Source organism: Candidatus Methanomassiliicoccus intestinalis Issoire-Mx1, from assembly GCF_000404225.1.
Taxonomy (GTDB): domain Archaea; phylum Thermoplasmatota; class Thermoplasmata; order Methanomassiliicoccales; family Methanomassiliicoccaceae; genus Methanomassiliicoccus_A; species Methanomassiliicoccus_A intestinalis.
On record NC_021353.1, the window covers coordinates 953,597 to 971,708 of the forward strand.

The window sequence follows — 18,112 nt, forward strand, 5'->3', positions numbered from 1 at the left end:
TTTTGAAATAAACCCGTTGATGTGTAGAATCTAAAGCAGAAATATAGTCATGCGTCATAAACGCAATTCTCCTTTTTTTAATGTAACCACAAGCCCTGTTATCGTCTAGTTAGCTAGTGATAGATTCTGAAGGCAATAACCTCTCTTATTCCATCTGTACCTGTGTATAAAGAATTTACACTATATCCTGCATCAACCAAAGCTTCGGTAAAACACTGCATTGATTCTCCTTAACTTTGCATTAATTCGAATATCGAAGATTCTTGAAATTGTATCTGCAAAATATCGGCCATAATTATTGAATAAATTCGAAATATGGTATATTGAGTAAACTATCCGCATATTATGCATAGATTTATTCAATTTAAGCTGTGAAAATGGCCTCAATTTGCTACTAAATACGAATACTGATAAAGTTAACGGTGTTTTCTCCATAAACTCCGGTAAATATTCCAGCGATGCTGCGACATACATAGTATTTATGCGAAATACAGTCATTAGAGTATTCTGAAAAATGAGATTAAATTGAATTTACAAGTAAAAAGTCTAATGATTTCTGTTGTTAAAAAAAAATATTGAGTGTAAATGAGATTATCATTTACAGAATTTATCGATATATGCCTCACGACATTTTTCAATTATCGTTTTGGCTTCGTCCGGACCCTGCACCTCATTAACAATGGTCTCTTTCCCCTCTAGGTTTTTATATACACTGAAGAAGTGGCGCATTTCATTAAATATGTGGCTGGGCAGTTCGCTGATATCTTTATAGTTGCAATATGTGGGATCATTAAATGGTATTGCAATGATCTTTTCATCCAGCTTACCGCCGTCAAGCATAGAAATGACTCCGATTGGGTAACACTGTACAAGACTCAGAGGGTGAATATTCTCACTGCATAAAACGAGAACATCCAGAGGGTCCCCGTCATCAGCAAGCGTTCTTGGAATCAATCCGTAATTAGCTGGATAGTGTGTAGAAGTATATAGAATACGGTCTAATATGATATGCCCCGTCTCTTTATCAAGTTCATACTTGTTTTTAGAACCTCTTTCGATTTCAATCACTGCTATAAAATCATCTGGATTAATCCTTGCAGGATTTATGTTATGCCATATATTCGACATGTCATTCATCTCGTACCTCTTCATATGCATAAGTATCCTATAAATCCATCCGTGCAACCGGCAATAGATAGATTCTATAGATTTGAAGAGTGAGTGATGCTCAGTATAGTGGAAGGTCTCCAGTGATAGGATCTACTTTTTCAGAAGATTCTGGTTCTAGTGCTAAACAAGTGTACGTAGGTACGCCGTTAAACTCAGTATGACCAGCATCCAATATGAGTGCCGAGATCAGACCGGCTTCTTTTGCCTTTCTATCAATTTCAAGAAGTTCTTCTTCAGAATCTACGCTGACGCAGATCTTGGCTACACCGTAATTAAACCAATCGCTCAGAGGTGTCGAAGGCCTGTCTGATGGCGTTAAGACGATGTTTCCACCGACTGATTTAATTTCTCCAAGTCTATTCTCTTTTTCCAATGCTAAAAGTACAGCTGTAACGCAAGCATGTCCGGCCTGTGCAGCAATTTTACCTTTTCTCATTTTAAGGTCCTTGCGCACAACAATCATCTGCTTAGACTTGTACACCTTTCTATTCATCTTTCTAGCTATAATCTCCAGCAGATCAGACATAATGCATTAATTAATCAGCAAATTAAATACTTTTTGATTTTAGCAAATAGTCAAGATGTCAAGAACTATTCTCTTGTTAAATGATTTAAAAATCTGTCAATGCAGTCTGTGTGTGAACTTCTGATTTTTTAAGACTTGCCCAGCTAGGAATACCATATTTATCTTTAAGCAAGTTTATCTTATGATTGAATCCTTTTAAATATTCTTGTGGTGGAAAATCATAGCGGTATAAATTTTTCATTTTTTCATAGAGTGAATGGTCATATGTATTCAAAAAATTCAAAAAATTCGTTCTTGTTTTTCCGATCAGATACAACACATTTGGTCTGATGTATTCTACACATACCTTGGAAGCTTCATTATATATCGAGTCTAAATTCTCATACGAGTCTGTTAGATATGGTATGACTGGCATTAGTGTTATTCCAGCAGAAATCCCCTCTTCTCTTAAAATCCTCAATGCTTCGATTCTCCTGTCAGGAGCTGCGGCATTTGGTTCTAAAGATCTTTGGAGGGTCTTATCCATAGTTGTTATCGTTAAGGACACTTTTATATCAGCCACATCACTTAGTTTTCTAAGATAATCAATATCTCTCAGAACCAGGTCAGATTTTGTAGCGAGAATTGCTGGTGTTTTATATCTTATCAGTATTTTCAAGATCTCAGGCATGATTCTTAGCTTTTCTTCTATAGGCTGGTAGGAATCTGTAACGCCACCGATGTTAACAGCTTCGTGTTTCCAGTTTTTTGAAGAAAGCTGTTTTTCTAAACACTTTACAATATTTGATTTGTAATATATCCTGTCGAAAAAACGATCATCGTTGAGATACTCATGAGAGTATAAAGCATAACAGTACCTGCAGCCATGTTCACATCCCCTATAGATGTTCAAATCCCAGGAACACGGCATCTTATGCTTATTTGGATGAAGTGCTGATTTACATTCTAAGCCAACATAGTCCATAAGGTTACCACATCCAGATAATCTGCATAGTGTTTTCATCTAAATATGATTAGGTATGAGTTTCACTTAATGCATTAATCATCACCTTTGTACACTCATAGTGCCAAAGTATATCATTTTCGTATATGATGTCAGAATATGGAAGATTCTGATGAAACGGAAGCACCGATTCAACAAAATGAGCCAAAAATGCCACGATACATAGACGTTGGGAAGATATCCATAGCTAATCTGATAACATTTGGTTCACAGATGATTGCTATAATTCTAGCGTTTATATTTGTATGTTTCAATTTTATATTCTCACAGGCAAGTGATACTAAACTTCTGAGCTTTTTTGGGAATATGGTCCCACAGGGGATATTTAACTCCCCTCAGGATGGATTCACCGCATTTGGTATCATCTTTGCAGTATTGGGGATAGTATCGCTAGTATTGATGGCTTCGATGTTTTACACCAGAGGCAAAAACAAGAAATCATTGTATTATGCAAATATGGTGATTCTTGCAGTCATGTGTATTGCAGATGTGTATTATCTATTTGGATTCCATTTAGTTCCTGCAGATCTTGGGGGATTCTGGGATGGATTGATATCATTTGCACAAAGTCTTGGAATAGAAATTTTTGATGGCATAAAATATCCTTGGTTTGAGGAGTTTATTGCAATATTCAGCGGTTTATCATTCGTGCTGATGTTTAGGAAAAAAGCAAAAAAGTATATCCTGCAGGGTGTAGAAAACTAATCTCTAAAATATTAGACAGATCTGATCACATCAATTCTAGATCTGTCTAATTCTATTTATTCCAGCAGAGTAGCGAGTACTAGACTTAAACAGACCAGATGGTAGCTTTGAGGCCTTTAGTTCTTTGAAATGAATGATACTCGCTGATACATAACATTAGAATTGAATGAAGACATCATTCACTATTTTTTAAGAGGACAAAATTCATCTATCTTCAAAAAATCAAACTCCATTTCATCTCTAATATCTCTTACACATCCCATTAAGAGAATCAAGCATATTGATCTGTTTATCTGATGTTAAAAAATGAGTGCAACGACTATCTGATAGAGCGCACGCGAGAATCAAGGCATCGGTAGACTGCAAGTATTGTTCCCCCATCCATTTTTGTGATTTCTTGCAGACATTGTGCTATTCAGCAGTCTGTGAGCATAACGATAGCAATTGTGATTGTGGATTCCTTCTGGAACCAGTATTCCCTTTTTCACATTATCATGAAAATTATTAAAAATATCATCTATTCGGTTTTTTTAGTTGCAACAAGATACGCTTCGTCGATTGCCGGAAAAGGGACATGATAATTTGGTTTTCCCCTCTTCCAGTTTTTTAAAATTTGTTTTACATCTCCGTGCACATCATCAGATTGATCGCAGAAAGCAATCAGGTAGCACGTATCAATGTAGAATAGTGTTTGTTGTTCTCCAGATATTTATATGCCCCCTCTACATGGTCTTTTAGATGAGGCTTCAGACGGATTGTTGTTTCAATTAGTTCTTTTCCGCTGATGTTTCTATTAGTTTCTGCGACTACAAGGATTGTCGCAAGGGCCTCGGTATATTCCAAGCCTTGAGCAAGTATATACTTTAAATCACTTTTCACATCCTCTGGGATGTCTATATGTTCTGGAGCGATATTTTTTTCTGAGATTTTATAATATGCGTCTGCTAGATCTCTAGAGTATGGGCCGCGGATATATCTTGTAAAGTTGTATACCGGACCGACTCTGGCAAGATTTAGGAGATACACACCCTTTTGAGCAAGGAGACGATCATTGAACTCCTCGACATTAAACTCATGGTCTGCCAGTGAGAAGATTTCATCGATCATTCCAGCAGTCTTAGCCAGATTTTCTGCCATACAAGTCCTCCTAGAGAGCATCTACTCATTCATTTTGTATATGTTAAATCCCTATTTGATAGTCACTAACAGCTTCAAAAACATTCACAGAGTGGGGGTATATCTCAATAAATATCCTTTCATTCTTGATTGGTATACTGCCATCTATTGATGTGCTAAACTCGATATCTATGATGTTGAAGTGGATGATGTATCATTCCCTAAGCAGGAAGCAAAGAAATTTGTAAAATTCAAAATGGAAGACACAAATGATGATCTTTAGAGATTGATGAAGGTTTAAGACAGTTGAGTAAATATCTAGAGATCATATTAGGTTTTATTCTTTTCATCGACATATGTTAAAAATACGATCAGAAAGCGCCCGAAAGATATTTGAGCTGACTCCGCAGAGATGAGTCGTCAAACATTCTCTGCGGGTCAGATTTTCGGGAAGAGATGGTAAAATACCACGTTTTGTCGTGGCGATCTGCAAGGTGGTTGTGATCGATGATTCGGTCGTGATTATCGAGAGCTGACAAGGAGCCAGTCATGAATTGTTCACATTACGAACTCCGCCCCTTAAATGGCGGTCACCTCTACCCTTAATTCATGTATATTCTTTGGTGTTTATACTTTTTTGCATAACACTTACTCCAATTCTAAAAGTATATACAATCAGACGGCCCACTGCTGACCTCTGAGGAGTTTATGGGATTATCGAGGCTGGCAAATACTGTACCAATATTGGATGCGAATGATCTCATATATAGTGAAATCATAACTGTTTCGACACATCCTCTCGCAATCCCATTCTTACGGGGATAATAGTTGCAAAACAAAATAGGCTGACTAAAAATTACTTGGTTATTTGTGTTCTTTTTCCAACAATACACAAAATCAAAAAAAATGCAATCGCAGAAGCAAATTAAGTTTGAAAATAGATAGCCCCGTTGTGGTACAAATACTACATCTGGCAAATAAAATTGTCTCTGTGAATAAGTCAATGCAGTCTCTACCATAATTGGACAGAAAAAATGGGATCCTGGCTATGCTTAAAAGTGCGAGCGCCGGCTCGCAGTATTGTGTTTAGCCAGACTTGTATTTTTTTAAGTCAATCAAAAGGGAATTGTACAAACCCCTTTCTTTTTATTTTTTACATATGTTGCTTTTGTTGAGAAATATCAGAGTTCAGATGATCAGGATCTTGAGTATAACGTCTGTTTTATATGATCCAAATTCATAAATTACTGCTCCAGATAAGTTACTAAATAAACTTTCAGGGTCGTTATATATTCAAAAAATACAGTATAGGCAATGTAGAATGCGGAGTTATAAAAAATGATGCTTTTGAGTTATTCACATCTACTGATCTTTTGAAAAAATGTATAATACCTTGCCAATATATCAAGGGGTTGCAAAGTAAGCCATCATGGCATTAATAATACTCTAGAACGTTGGATATATAAATCATGTATTGATTTTATCGTTACGAAGCATTAGATGATTTTTTTCACTCAATAATTGTTGTAAATCGCTTAAGGTTCTCATATTCATGTAAAGTTTTTTTCAATCACAAATATTTGTCTAAAAACGCTAAATCATTAAATATATCATTAGTTAGATCACATGTTAGCTGAGTGAGAATGATGGACTCTTTTGATAATGAATGTTTTATTATTGAATGTTTTCAAGGAGTAGAAAACTCAAAAGTATTCTTTCCCTTTGAATCCAAGGCGGCTGAAAATGTATTTAAACAGATTCATGAGATAAACAACTGGAATAGATGGACCAATAGCTCTAGCAAATCAGACCTTCCTCCAGATTTCTTTTGTGATGAATTCTGCTCTATGATGGAAGTAATGAGGGTGGATGATCACACACGTTTAAATGAAAAAGGAAAATACACTAATCCAACAAATGCAAAGTGCAGTGAGTTACGTAAAGAATTGAAAACGATGAATGTACTCCCACAAATACTCATCATAAACGCAATTACAGATCTTCCTACTAAGGAGGATCATAATTTTAAGTTTTATTTAGACAGCTTTATCCGAGTTATAGAAGATCATAAAAGTAAAATTGAAAATTATCGAAAGAATCACCCGGGGCACAAGATGATATTTTTTGTCTTCGATGAGTCCTCTGCGTATATCAAACCAGAAAATCTAGCAGATGCAGATATTGAATTGCATGAAGGCGATCTTATCTTAGGAAGACCACATGAGCACTGGCGTGATAAGGCATTCTTAGAACCAATAATCAATTCAGATATTGATTTTTTAATATGGTATACACCATACAAATTCTGTGAAACAGATAAGGGTATCTTAGAATTACCTGAAGTCTGTGTGTTTGATATCAAAGCCATGAACTTTGAGACTAAAGACTACGACCCTGATGTTATGGTCAGCTATGAAGACTGATTAATAATTAAGATCATTAATTATATATAGATTTTAACACAAATGCTGGCTGGATGTCTGATAAGTTTCTGGTCGATGATCTAGATGGTGATGACAGAATATTAATTGCAGAGCTAGTAAAACGAGTCTATAACAAATATCCAGAGATCGTATACCATTATACATCATTAGACTCAGCAATAAAAATTATAGATTCAAAAGTTATTCATTTTAGAGACAGCAGATTGTTAGCTGATAACACTGAACAACGAAATGTATTCAACATTTTAAACGAGATGATAAGCATGGATGAATACTCTGATGATTTTAAACGATATGCTTATCAGATATGTCAAGATGAATATCTTGATCAATATATCTCATCAGACCTGCAAAATAACAGATTTTCAGACATCTCACGATTTTTTGTATTTTCATGCAGTTTTGATGAACATTCTGAGTATCTTATATCAACTTATGCTAAAAGGAATAACCCTATAGGATGTAGAATAACGATAAATGCTAAAGATCTAGGAGAACAATTCTATCCGCAATATCTTGAAATTGTTCCCATAATTTATAATGAACAAGATAAAAGAGCTCTGGTAAAACTTATTGTAGATCATGCATATTTAAAATTCAAAAGGGCGATGTCCGATGAAGATAAAAAAACAGCAATTGGATTAATGGTTTCATATCTCATGTATTTAGGGATATATCTGAAAAGTGAAGAGTATTCGAAAGAGAATGAAGTTCGTATCCTCTTGGTGGAAGATAATGATAGCCGTCAAGACTTGAGTGAATTTAAGAAAGATGATTATCGATATGAATTACCGATTGTTGAGCACTTTTGTACAGAATTCAAAACTATGTAATTCCATTGAGAATGTGATAATGAATGCTAATAACTCCATCTAATAATTGATATAACATAATCCCAGCCCATTGAAGTTTGTACTGCACCAGTATATTCTCACCTATGAACTAGATCTTTAGTTGGTGATAGAAGAACAGCTTCTACGGTAACAGAAAAATTATCTTGTTGAGCACGAGCAGATAGATCTCGATCAGTAAAGTGAGTATCCATTCGTCCAAGAATTAGCTGCTGGTTTAAGGAATTAAAAAGATATTAAGAAATGGCTTAAGTAAAAAGACAAAGAAGATTGTAGTGTACAAACCCCTTTCTTTTTTTCTGATGGATGAATGATATACAAACACGTTTGGTCCAGCATGGTTTAATGATGTTCTAAAAACTAAAATTCTATGGGTTATAATCAATCATATGAACACTTGATGATTTATAATATATTCATATTCCATGGACAATTTTTATTACCTAAAATATATATGCACGATCGGTGAGCGATTTGAAATTTAGATATGCGATGCTTTTTTCAGCGATGTTTATTGCATTAATTTCAGTGATTGTATTTTCACTCGTATGTGAGCCAGACGATCAAAATAATCTGACAGATGATGAAATTGCATTGTCTGTTAACATTCTGCCACAGCACACCCTTACCTACAACGCAAACGGGGGATATTTCACATATACGGGATTTTATATGAACTCAATATACACTACAACCTCCGATATCCTGCACTATACTGAAATAGACGATGGGCGTGCAATTCATAGGGATGGTTATACATTCAACGGGTGGAACACTAGGGCTGACGGTTTGGGAAACACCTATACTGTCGGATCAAAATTCAATTACGACAAAGACTTGACTTTATATGCCCAGTGGAAACCGAAGGTCTGTACGGTTTCGTTCAGCCTTAATGGGGGGATCGGAAAAGTTGTTTCTGTTATGACAGGCTACACAGGTACAACCATTGTTCTTCCAACTGATGATACTTTTTCAAGAGAAGGATACAAATTCGTAGGGTGGAGCGACAAAGCGGACGGAAGCTATGGATATACGCTTGGAGGTAGTGCTTACTGGGTAGAGAAAGACACAACTCTCTATGCAATATGGGATGCTAATTATTACAAAGTTGCATTGGATACAAAAGGCGGAAGCAAAGTAACTGGTGGGTCATTCAATTATTCGCCTGTTACTGCAAAATATGGTTCGGATCTTACGCTCCCTTTGACTGAACCAACAAAAAGCGGATATGTTTTCAAAGGCTGGAACACAAAGGAAGACGGTTCGGGGATCAGCTACAAGGCCGGTTCTCTGTACAAAGTAGGAGCGTCCGACTCTAAACTCTATGCCCAATGGGAACTGAGCGTAACGAACGCTCTGGACAATCTTGGTAGCGAAGGAAAGTCCATGATATATGTCGTAATTGTACTGATAGCGGCTTCTGTGGCATCAGGTCTCATATATGCTTGGGCACGGAAAAAGAAGAATACTAGAACAGAACATGACGCGACATCTAGATTTTGCCCCAACTGCGGAATGGAAATCGAAGGTGGAGATGCGTTTTGTAAGTCCTGTGGATTCCCTCTGAATGATAAGAAGAGCTGAGGTCGTCCAAAATGAAAAAGGCATACTAAAGTATCGTATGGCAGATTCATGATACTTTAGTACTCCAAGTTTGAAACATGATCGTTCCATAGGATGAGGTTGTCCGATTTCAATATGATGTGCGAAGAACTTCTCCATCTTGAATGATGGGTGTTATTTTCTCGTACACCAGTGGCCATGCACTCTCACTCATCCTAAATTTTGTTCCATGATTGTGACCGCTTCGTGCGTCAAAATCGATATATATGTTATTTGATTCTAACGCATCTAAAAAGCCTTTAAAGCTAAAGTTTTGAAGAATTTTTACAGAGTTATACCAATAATACTCTTCACCCTCTTCCCTTTTCACATCTGCCTGCACATAAAAGCAGTTCAGAAGTTTCCCTCCAGCTTTACAACTTAGATCTCTGAAACCCCAGTATGGCTGCATCGTACAGATATTGGTGCAGCCCGAATCGATATTTTGATAGACCTGATTTAGCCAATCACTATGTTTGGGATCCACTTCCAAAGGGTTGAAAACAATCAGTATCTTTTCTGCGTCTCGATCCACCTTTACACAAAATCCCCTATCACTATACTTGCAGGTAATCGTCTGTCTAAAACTCATTTCAGTTTCAGGATATTTTCGACCGGCTTCTTTATGTTGCCAACCATAATGCGGAAGCAGTACACAAGGTACAAATTTAAGCGCCCTCGGGGAAGGTTCTGAATGAAATAATGTCACTAATGAAGTTGTATTTTTACGCTGAGCTTTGAGTTCCCATTCTGCAGCATTAGGTATCGGTAAATTATTTTCTTCAATGCCCAAATAGTCTTCCAAGGTGTTTCCCACACCACCTGAATTGCCCATTCGCCTATTCTTTACCCACCCTTTCTCAGACAGTTCAATAAATTTTGCAATCAGTTCATCTTTTGAGTATAGTGTCATTGTATTCACAACCGCTGTTTTCATTCCCACAGTGTGATGATAGTGCGTAAAAATCAACAGACTGCGTTAACCTGTCTTCAGCCATTTTACAATATTCCTTTGACAATTCAATTCCTACATAATGCCGATCGAGGGTTTTTGCGGCTAATGCAGTGGTTCCAGATCCCATAAATGGATCCAATACGATTTCAGCGGTAGTTGAGGATATCACACGTTTAGCAAGCTCTAAGGGAAATGGAGCAGGATGTTTGTTATGGAATTCCTGTTTAATGTCCCACACATCTCCATATGCATTAGCTTTGGGAGCTAATTTAAAGTTCTTTTTTGCTATCAAATATATGACTTCATATGTTGGTAAAAAGTAACCAGAATTGAAATTTATCCCGCCGCTTCTTTTCCATATTATAATCTGTCTTACAGGAAATTGTGAAACAATGTCTGACCTATCCTGAAGCAATCCTCCCTGGACTCTCCATTTATGATTGTAAAATATTGCTCCATTGTCTGGTATGAGCCTCATCATCTCTCTCAGACAATCTTTCTGCCAGGCAACATATTCTTCATGAGGTAAATCATCTGAATGGGACTCGTAGCCATTTTGTAATGCTGCATTTGCCCACTTTCCGCATCTACCATCTTTCATTCCATTTCCAGTAGAGTTTTTAAGATTGTATGGTGGCGATGTTAATATAATATCAACGGATTCATCTGGCATACGCTTCATAATCTCTAAACAATCGCCGTGGATGATTTTGTCTATGTAGTCAGCCTTAGAAAGCATCAGTTCCTGATCAAGAGGCATCATATCATTTTGATGATTGAGATCTATATATTTATAACTGATATTTCTGCGATGAATTATATTTTGATGAAAAAATTTCAATAATCTCCCGTCATTGTCTGCATTTTCTTGTTTTCTGGTATGTGTTTTTCTCTCCAGGCGAAGTTTTCTCAATCTCTTCCATAGACCATCCAGACCAGTATCTGTAGCGGAAAGTATTCTCATCAAGTCCGAATTCTTCAGCCCACTGTTTACTGCTCTGAGATTTACCTTTATATTTGATCAATTTTGATGGCTGACGGTTTCCAGAGGCGGCTGCAGGTGTGCTTTCTATACGCTTCATAGGCCATCCAGATCTATATCTGTAGCGGAAAGTATTCTTATCAAGTCCGAATTCTTCAGCCCACTGTTTACTGCTCTGAGTTTTACCTTTATATGTGATGAGCCTCGGATCTCTGCCATGCTTCCCGTTGACCGATTCTTTCTCAATCTCTTTCATTGACCAACCCTGCCTGTATCGATAGTTAAAGGTACATAGCTTGAGACCAAATTCTTCAGCCCACTGTTTACTGCTCTGAGATTTACCTTTATATTTGATCAATTTTGATGGCTGACGGTTTCCAGAGGTGGCAGGTGTGCTTTCTATACGCTTCATAGGCCATCCAGATCTATATCTGTAGCGGAAAGTATTCTCATCAAGTCCGAATTCTTCAGCCCACTGTTTACTGCTCTGAGTTTTACCTTTATATGTGATGAGTTTGCATCGTGAATACTGTACTGCTTCACTTTCTATTCGTTCCATCGACCATCCTAACTCACGGCGACCGTAAAAGGTTTCGAAGCTTAGTCCGAACTCTTTCGCCCATTCAGAAGCATTCTGTTTTTTACCTTTGTATGATATGAGTTTCTGAGCCCTGGCGACCGCTGGCGTGCTCTCAATCTCTTTTATCGACCAGCCGGACCTAAAGCGCCGCCTAAATGTATCATAATTCAGACCAAACTCCTCAGCCCATTCTCTCATTGTCTTATACTGACCTTTGTAGCCTATGAGCTTCTGTTCCCGTCCCATTCTGACATGTATCGCTTCGCTCTCGATTCGTTCCATCGGCCAGTCGCGGGCAAGACGACCACGGAAGGTAGAGCGACTTAGACCGAATTCTTTTGCCCAGTCAGAAATGCATTTGGTTTTGCCTTTGTAGGTTATGAGGTGGTTCATAGCAGCGCCTTCACAGACATAGTTAATGATCAGTAGTCATCTATATCTCCCATTTCAGAGTCTACAAGCTCCCTTGCCTCCTCCTGGGACAGCGATACACCGTCCAGTTCTACATCGCAGACTATACCAAGCACACTATTAGCGTGATATTTTGGCATCCATTCTACGATTGTAAAATAGGTGAAAATATAAGCCTCACTATCAAAGTCCAATTGATAGTAAACTCCGTGAAAGTGGAGTTCATTATCAAGCTTTGAGTTCTGGTAAAACTCAAAGCAAACTCTGAGACTTTATGTCTCCATCTCCCTCAGGGGAGATGTTCCGGCCTCCTTATAATACATGATTGCTTTTGATGCTTAAAATAGTTTTGAATCCCTTAATCTTGTGTTTTTTAAATCTTTTTCCGGAAGATCTCATAATTGATACGAATCTCTTTCTAAAGCCTCCTTAAGAGAGCATATCTGGGAGGCGTTCTTTAGAATAATCTTAAATACCCGAGTCTTGATTAGAATCTTACGCATCCGCTCCGAGATCGCTGGTCGTTTATGGCTTATAAGGGATGTTAGGAGCTTAATCAGATCCGTTTCTCTACGGATCTGGGGATGCCTGTGCACCTATCATTTATTTGGTTTCGCCGCGTAGGCTTCACCTTCTTTATACTTGATTTTTTTAAGTTTTTTAACATATCTGTCGTCATTTTTATTATATGCGCTGCCGATCGCGCCAACAACAAAATCGTGCGTTTGGAGAGATTTCGTATCTTTAGAGCTTACTATCTGACAACCGATGGTTTTTTTCTTTTTAGATGCTGCTCTTCTGCATATTCTGCATCCTAAATCTGGATCCTTTTCTGGACTTATTGCTGTATGCTCATCCAGCAAGAAATAGTACTGCTTGTCGTCTGAATCCTCAAGTATAAACTCAGCAAACTCACTCAGAGCCTTTCTGTACATTTTTCCTTTTTCTCCCCACCGGGGGCTTGATTTTAAGACAGCGGCTGCATAGATATCCGGATCTAATTTAGAGATCTCATCCAATATTTCCATTCTTACTTTACGGGATGACCTGTTGAATTTAAGCTCAGAGCCGGCTTTATTGTATTTACTGCTGTTCTGAGGTTGTGAACCAGCAATTCTAACATATTCTTCTGGTTTGTCTGTGACACTGGCTGCAAATACCAGATATGGATCAGACATTGGAGATTTCCCCAGATCTCCAGACTCATCGATAAGAACGACATAGTTTTTAGCGTCTTTATGTGATCGAGTCTTTTCTGCTGGATTTAATAATTTTTTCCTAGAATCCACTTGTTTCAAAGAACTGCGGCCCCCTCAAAAAGTGCGTACATAGTCAACAACAAATCGATCACTGCCAACACCTGCATAACCTCCCAGCTCTTTATCGTCCAGCAGACAAATATCACTGTCAGGTTGAAGGCAACCGCTGCAAAAGGAAAAAATCCTTCAGATTCATAGAGTGCGGCAAGAGAATCAATGCTGGTTACGCCGGTAATTGCAAGAAAAAAGACAGTGACGATTGTCAGAATCGCCACTATCCATACAATGCGTTTCATGGTACCTCAGATTTTAACTATTCCCTTTTTCTTGATCGACTTAGCTACCGACTTGCTGAAAGGATATTTTTTCCACCTGCCTTTCTTCGATTTTTTATATACATTTGCTGTGTATGTCGGGGTTGCTGACACCTCCATGGTTACATACACAACACCCGGTTCAATCTCAATGACCTTTGATTCATTGGGATTGATCATCACCTTCTTGGAACGGCCTTTCGGGTATCGTTTTTTGTTGTTTTCGTGTAGATTCAGAGCAGCATCAATGTTCTTACCAGCGTTGGGACTGAGAACAACAATTCCGCTGTCGGTGACTGTTGCTTTGGTATCTGAGCTTTGATACTTTCCCCGCACCGCCTTTACTTTGCTTGCCGGTACAATGACTGTACCTTTTTCACCTTCACCGGCCAGCTCTGGATAGGCTACATTTCTGACGCCTCTCTCAGCGCCTGTTTTTCTTTTTTGATTTGTTCCTTTTGCTGATGCTTTTGATTTGCATGTCATTTTTATTACCTCTTTTAATTGATTTTTCAGCTGTTCCGTATCCCAGATTCAGTTTTCTGATGTTCAGGCTGTTCCAGTTTTCCTCTACCGCCTGCAATGCCTTCTTTCCCTTCTGTCCGCCTTTGAGCTTTCTGCGGTCATCTTCTACAAGCTTTCTCGGATCTCCGCGGATGTAAGTGTAGTAAGAAAGCCCGGGAGAACCTGGAAATCTGGCAATTGTCTCTGCAGTTGTCAGAGCCTCCTCTGCCGCAAGATCTTCATAGGCAACGAAAACTGACCTTCGGCTTCGGTTCTTTGTCTTCAGCAGTCCCTTTCTCCCATTGTCTATCATCCTCAGAAGATGCACTGACTCGTGAACAACCGGTTCATTTTCAGAAATATGCTCTGGGTCGCAGATGATGAAATGCACGCCTCTGGATCCGGTATACTGAGCAGAAATCCCTTCAGGGAGATCCCTCACTGAAAAAACAGTCCCTGCATCGGCCATCTCTTTCTGCTCTGTTTTGGTGAATGAGCCGGAGATGGCCTTTTTGATCTGTCTGATCTCACTAGGTGTCCCTACGATGCCGATGCCCGTTTCGGTGATGTATTTTGCATCTGCAGTATCGATATCTTCGAGATCTGCAGATCCGGGGTTGTCCCACCATCCTGCGATTTTCTCAGCCGTAAAAGGCCTCTTAATAATCTTGACAGATGTCTTTGCAGTATCATTCCCTGCACGGCCTGCTGAAAGCAGGCGGGCTACCAGCATGTCATCCGGCACGATGCTGTTTTCAGTCGGAATGCAGTACGATCTGCCGCCTGCTGAGACACGGGTGCACTTTGACATTTCACCACTCTGGCAGATCTTTCTTGTATTCTTCGGCTGACCTTTTTGGAGGCATGATCATTTCCTCCGGGTCTGCTTTCCTCTGCTAGTCCTTCCTGATGTTTTCTTCTTGGCTGCCTGTTTTTTGGGAGTGTGTTTCTTTTCAGAAAGGGCCGGTTTCTTCTTTGCTGCTGCAGACTTGGATTTATTGGATCTGCCCTGTGCAGCACGGGGCTTTGTCGGAGCTTTAATCGATCCTGTAACGGCTGACATTGCTGAAATGGCACTCTTCGTTCCAGGCAGCTTCAGTCTTGAAATGTTGCTCCTGGACCAGTTTTGCTCAACAGACTCAATTGCATCTCTTCCCGAGAGCGGTTTATTGGTGCCTTTAGTGAAGAGAGCCCGGTCTTCCCTCATCATATCCAGAGCTTCTTTTTCAGTTGGATATCTCCATCTTTTTTTATTCTCATCAAAGATCTGAACAAATTGATAATATCCGCTCGAAGGGTCTTTGCCTCTGGCCATCTGCTCTGCCACGGTACAGGATTCCTCAATCACCATGGAATTTTTATCTTTGATATCCTGCGCGCGCGTAATCGGTCCTCTGCGGTCCTTATCTACCATGCGCATGTGATGCAGGCCTTCGTGAACAACAGTACTGTTGTTGAGGCCGTGCTCCATATCCAGATTGATCTTGTTCTTCCAGTAGTCTCCTGCAGATTCCTCAAGAGGCCTGACGGTCACCGTGATGGGGCCGTCAGCAACTAGTTTTTTCAGCTCGCTCTTGGGATAGGCTTCGTTTATCAGGGTCCGCACTTCTTTTTCCATATGCGGAGGGCAGACAATGCCGATTTTCTTGTGCACACCCTGCAGATCCTGGTCTTTTATACCGCTTACATTGTAATGCGCTTTGCCAGGAGCATCTATATACTCAACATCATAGCTGTTGGGGGATACCCACCAGGCAGCTGCTTCCCTGGGGGTCATCTTTATCGGCAGAACCACTGATGCATGTTCATCGTAGTCTTTCGGCCTGTTTCTGACATGTCCCTGCTCCACAACAAAGTTGAATCTTTTGATCAAAGATTCTACCGGGACATATCCGTCTTTGTCTACAGGGATGTTGGCCTCCTTTCCGTTGGAGAGGACTATCCTTTCAAATCCCGCCTGGGGCAAATCAGACCCTCCTTACCTTTGCCGTCTTGTTGTTTGGCATCAGAATGTCATAGCAATGATATTCGTCCGGGTTCTTGACTTGATGGATAACTTCGCGCATCCCTGCAAGATACTCTGAAAATTCCTTATCGGACAGCTTCTTGATCACTGCTTCGTTTGGCACATTAACGCTTAATTTGTACTTCTCTCTGAAGGGATCCAGAATCAGATCTTCTTCCGTTATTACTATGTCCGGATGCCAGCTTAGTGTACGAGGGGCATTTTCCCTATAGGCATAATCTGCCTTTGCCCTCAGATTATCAACAATTTCCAGCCTCTTTTTATTCCTTGCTCTTGTTTTTGCAATTTTCTTTCCAGCTGACTCCTTCTTGGGCTTCTTTGCAGATGCTGACACTGCGTTCAGCTTGGATCTGCCGCATGAGCATTCTGCCTTTCTTGTCTTAGTATTTGGTTTGGTGGTTTTTCGTGATTTTGTCGGTGACATACTACCTCTTTCTCAACATTTCCCCGCTGCAATCCTGTTCTGATGCTTTCTCAGCTAGTTTTTATCGTTATTTATCTTCCATTTCAGATTTTATAAGCTTCCTTGCTTTCTGCTTAGACAGTGATACATCGTCTACTTCTACATCGTAGACTACACCAAGCACATTGTTGGCATGATAATCTGGCATCCATTCCCCGATTGTGAAATATTCTGGGGAATTGTCACTATAATTCGGCAGCAGCCTTATCCGGTTTGATCTGCCGAACTCTCTCTGTATAATCGTCTTTACAGATTTTCCGCTGTAGTCCTCGGTTTTCCCGTCTCTGCGTATTCTCAGCGTCACTTTTTTCTTCTGCTCGGGATACATCAGCGTTGACTGTCCGGAAACTGGAGACCGTGATTTTGAACCTGTACTGGCAGCAGTCTTATTGCCTGCGGCAGATCTGGTTCTTGTATCCTGCCCCTTCACATCATACGATCCGGGTCTGTTCGTCCATTTGTAGAATTCCTCTGGTGTAATAGGCATGGTAAAAGTATTCTTGGCATCGAAAGAGCCGTCAGCGGTTCTTGCATTTTTACTCCTGCCGGCCTGGAACTTATCTACCACATTCTGAGGCACATATCCGTCTGCTGTGACGGGTATCTTAACTCCTTTGATCGTCTTGGTGCCTACGGCTGTCTGAAAACCGCTGTTGGCCGGTTTCTTTTTGACAGGAGGTTTGGATGCAGTCTTTGATGTTTTCTTGGCGCTTGTCTTCTTTGCTGGTTTTTTAGCTGCCTGTTTAACTGCTGGTGCAGTAGACTTGGCTTTTTCCTGCGGTTTCTGGGGTTTGATCCCCAAAATATAGATGTGATTGTCTATGTACTCGTTTCCTGTTTTTGATAGTCTGGTCATTGGTTCTTGCGGCATGGTACCTCTTTCTCAACGTTTCCCCGCTGCAATCCTGTTCTGATGCTTTCTCAGCTGGTTTTACATGTTCTCATCTCCTGCTTTCCTGCTCTATTCGGTTATCTGCAGCTGTCACTTCTTCAGCGGAATCTTGAAGTCCCTGTCATAGCGGCGTGAGTAGTTATCTGCCTGTTTGTCGGCCCATGCTCTTGCAAAGAGCACGTTCTGTTCACGTTTCCTCTTTCGTGCAGACCGCTGCTTACTGCTCAGCTTTCTCTTTTTTTTAGGATGCTTTTTATTGACAGCAACTGATTTAGATGGCGGTTTCCGGAATCTCATAGTGCCTCCTTG

General features: G+C 39.6%; 21 protein-coding genes. 4 read left to right on the top strand and 17 right to left on the bottom strand.

What is annotated here, in order from left to right; genetic code table 11:
- Nucleotides 1–594 precede the first annotated feature (594 nt).
- The 3 genes from H729_RS04545 to H729_RS04555 form a co-directional block, all read right to left on the bottom strand.
- The gene (locus H729_RS04545) at nucleotides 595–1,128 is read right to left on the bottom strand and encodes an inorganic diphosphatase (RefSeq protein WP_048134395.1); all 534 of its coding nucleotides are present in this window, start codon (nucleotides 1,126–1,128) and stop codon (nucleotides 595–597) included.
- A 100-nt stretch (nucleotides 1,129–1,228) separates the two neighbouring features.
- Nucleotides 1,229–1,696, bottom strand: a complete 468-nt coding sequence (gene pth2 / locus H729_RS04550) for an aminoacyl-tRNA hydrolase (RefSeq protein ID WP_020448824.1) — start codon at nucleotides 1,694–1,696, stop codon at nucleotides 1,229–1,231.
- 85 nt (nucleotides 1,697–1,781) lie between these two features.
- On the bottom strand, nucleotides 1,782–2,660 hold the full coding sequence (locus tag H729_RS04555) for an SPL family radical SAM protein (protein WP_020448825.1): 879 nt from the start codon (nucleotides 2,658–2,660) through the stop codon (nucleotides 1,782–1,784).
- Between the two features lie 138 nt (nucleotides 2,661–2,798).
- Here H729_RS04555 and H729_RS04560 point away from each other — a divergent pair, with 138 nt between their 5' ends.
- Entirely contained in the window at nucleotides 2,799–3,404 is a 606-nt protein-coding gene (locus tag H729_RS04560) for a hypothetical protein (protein ID WP_020448826.1), read from the top strand.
- A gap of 660 nt (nucleotides 3,405–4,064) precedes the next feature.
- On the opposite strand, the gene H729_RS04565 is transcribed toward H729_RS04560, so the two are convergent.
- Nucleotides 4,065–4,541: a hypothetical protein gene (locus tag H729_RS04565; protein ID WP_020448827.1), complete on the bottom strand. Its 477-nt coding sequence runs from the start codon at nucleotides 4,539–4,541 to the stop codon at nucleotides 4,065–4,067.
- A gap of 350 nt (nucleotides 4,542–4,891) precedes the next feature.
- The gene (locus H729_RS09890; protein ID WP_147554390.1) at nucleotides 4,892–5,071 is read right to left on the bottom strand and encodes a hypothetical protein; all 180 of its coding nucleotides are present in this window, start codon (nucleotides 5,069–5,071) and stop codon (nucleotides 4,892–4,894) included.
- A 1,092-nt stretch (nucleotides 5,072–6,163) separates the two neighbouring features.
- Between H729_RS09890 and H729_RS04570 the strand changes: the two genes are divergently transcribed.
- The 3 genes from H729_RS04570 to H729_RS04580 all read left to right on the top strand — a co-directional run bounded on the left by H729_RS04570 (nucleotide 6,164) and on the right by H729_RS04580 (nucleotide 9,399).
- Nucleotides 6,164–6,943 carry a hypothetical protein gene (locus H729_RS04570; RefSeq protein ID WP_020448828.1) on the top strand — a complete coding sequence of 260 codons (780 nt, stop codon included), beginning with the start codon at nucleotides 6,164–6,166 and terminating at the stop codon, nucleotides 6,941–6,943.
- Nucleotides 6,944–6,996: 53 nt separating this feature from the next.
- On the top strand, nucleotides 6,997–7,797 hold the full coding sequence (locus tag H729_RS04575; protein WP_020448829.1) for a DUF2971 domain-containing protein: 801 nt from the start codon (nucleotides 6,997–6,999) through the stop codon (nucleotides 7,795–7,797).
- Between the two features lie 483 nt (nucleotides 7,798–8,280).
- Nucleotides 8,281–9,399 (top strand): InlB B-repeat-containing protein, encoded by a 1,119-nt coding sequence (locus H729_RS04580; protein WP_147554391.1) that lies wholly within the window; start codon nucleotides 8,281–8,283, stop codon nucleotides 9,397–9,399.
- A 109-nt stretch (nucleotides 9,400–9,508) separates the two neighbouring features.
- Here the strand turns inward: H729_RS04580 and H729_RS04585 are convergent, their stop codons facing one another.
- From H729_RS04585 to H729_RS04640, 12 genes are all read right to left on the bottom strand, one after another.
- Complete coding sequence (locus H729_RS04585; RefSeq protein WP_020448831.1) at nucleotides 9,509–10,330, bottom strand: MvaI/BcnI restriction endonuclease family protein; 822 nt, start codon at nucleotides 10,328–10,330, stop codon at nucleotides 9,509–9,511.
- Nucleotides 10,308–11,132: a DNA-methyltransferase gene (locus tag H729_RS04590; RefSeq protein ID WP_394295671.1), complete on the bottom strand. Its 825-nt coding sequence runs from the start codon at nucleotides 11,130–11,132 to the stop codon at nucleotides 10,308–10,310. Before H729_RS04590 ends, H729_RS04585 begins: the two co-directional genes overlap by 23 nt.
- A gap of 91 nt (nucleotides 11,133–11,223) precedes the next feature.
- The gene (locus tag H729_RS04595; protein ID WP_020448833.1) at nucleotides 11,224–12,327 is read right to left on the bottom strand and encodes a hypothetical protein; all 1,104 of its coding nucleotides are present in this window, start codon (nucleotides 12,325–12,327) and stop codon (nucleotides 11,224–11,226) included.
- A gap of 29 nt (nucleotides 12,328–12,356) precedes the next feature.
- Entirely contained in the window at nucleotides 12,357–12,485 is a 129-nt protein-coding gene (locus H729_RS10205) for a hypothetical protein (protein ID WP_256365356.1), read from the bottom strand.
- 459 nt (nucleotides 12,486–12,944) lie between these two features.
- Nucleotides 12,945–13,634, bottom strand: a complete 690-nt coding sequence (locus H729_RS04605; RefSeq protein WP_236608656.1) for a DUF3800 domain-containing protein — start codon at nucleotides 13,632–13,634, stop codon at nucleotides 12,945–12,947.
- A 5-nt stretch (nucleotides 13,635–13,639) separates the two neighbouring features.
- Nucleotides 13,640–13,900, bottom strand: coding sequence for a hypothetical protein (locus tag H729_RS04610; RefSeq protein WP_020448836.1), 261 nt, complete (start codon nucleotides 13,898–13,900; stop codon nucleotides 13,640–13,642).
- A gap of 6 nt (nucleotides 13,901–13,906) precedes the next feature.
- The gene (locus H729_RS04615) at nucleotides 13,907–14,404 is read right to left on the bottom strand and encodes a hypothetical protein (RefSeq protein WP_020448837.1); all 498 of its coding nucleotides are present in this window, start codon (nucleotides 14,402–14,404) and stop codon (nucleotides 13,907–13,909) included.
- Nucleotides 14,343–15,233 (bottom strand): hypothetical protein, encoded by an 891-nt coding sequence (locus H729_RS04620; protein WP_020448838.1) that lies wholly within the window; start codon nucleotides 15,231–15,233, stop codon nucleotides 14,343–14,345. Before H729_RS04620 ends, H729_RS04615 begins: the two co-directional genes overlap by 62 nt.
- A gap of 57 nt (nucleotides 15,234–15,290) precedes the next feature.
- Nucleotides 15,291–16,388 (bottom strand): hypothetical protein, encoded by a 1,098-nt coding sequence (locus H729_RS04625; RefSeq protein ID WP_020448839.1) that lies wholly within the window; start codon nucleotides 16,386–16,388, stop codon nucleotides 15,291–15,293.
- A gap of 1 nt (nucleotide 16,389) precedes the next feature.
- Nucleotides 16,390–16,872 carry a hypothetical protein gene (locus H729_RS04630; RefSeq protein ID WP_020448840.1) on the bottom strand — a complete coding sequence of 161 codons (483 nt, stop codon included), beginning with the start codon at nucleotides 16,870–16,872 and terminating at the stop codon, nucleotides 16,390–16,392.
- Nucleotides 16,873–16,939: 67 nt separating this feature from the next.
- Complete coding sequence (locus H729_RS04635) at nucleotides 16,940–17,782, bottom strand: hypothetical protein (RefSeq protein WP_020448841.1); 843 nt, start codon at nucleotides 17,780–17,782, stop codon at nucleotides 16,940–16,942.
- Between the two features lie 111 nt (nucleotides 17,783–17,893).
- On the bottom strand, nucleotides 17,894–18,100 hold the full coding sequence (locus H729_RS04640) for a hypothetical protein (RefSeq protein ID WP_020448842.1): 207 nt from the start codon (nucleotides 18,098–18,100) through the stop codon (nucleotides 17,894–17,896).
- Nucleotides 18,101–18,112: the final 12 nt, after the last annotated feature.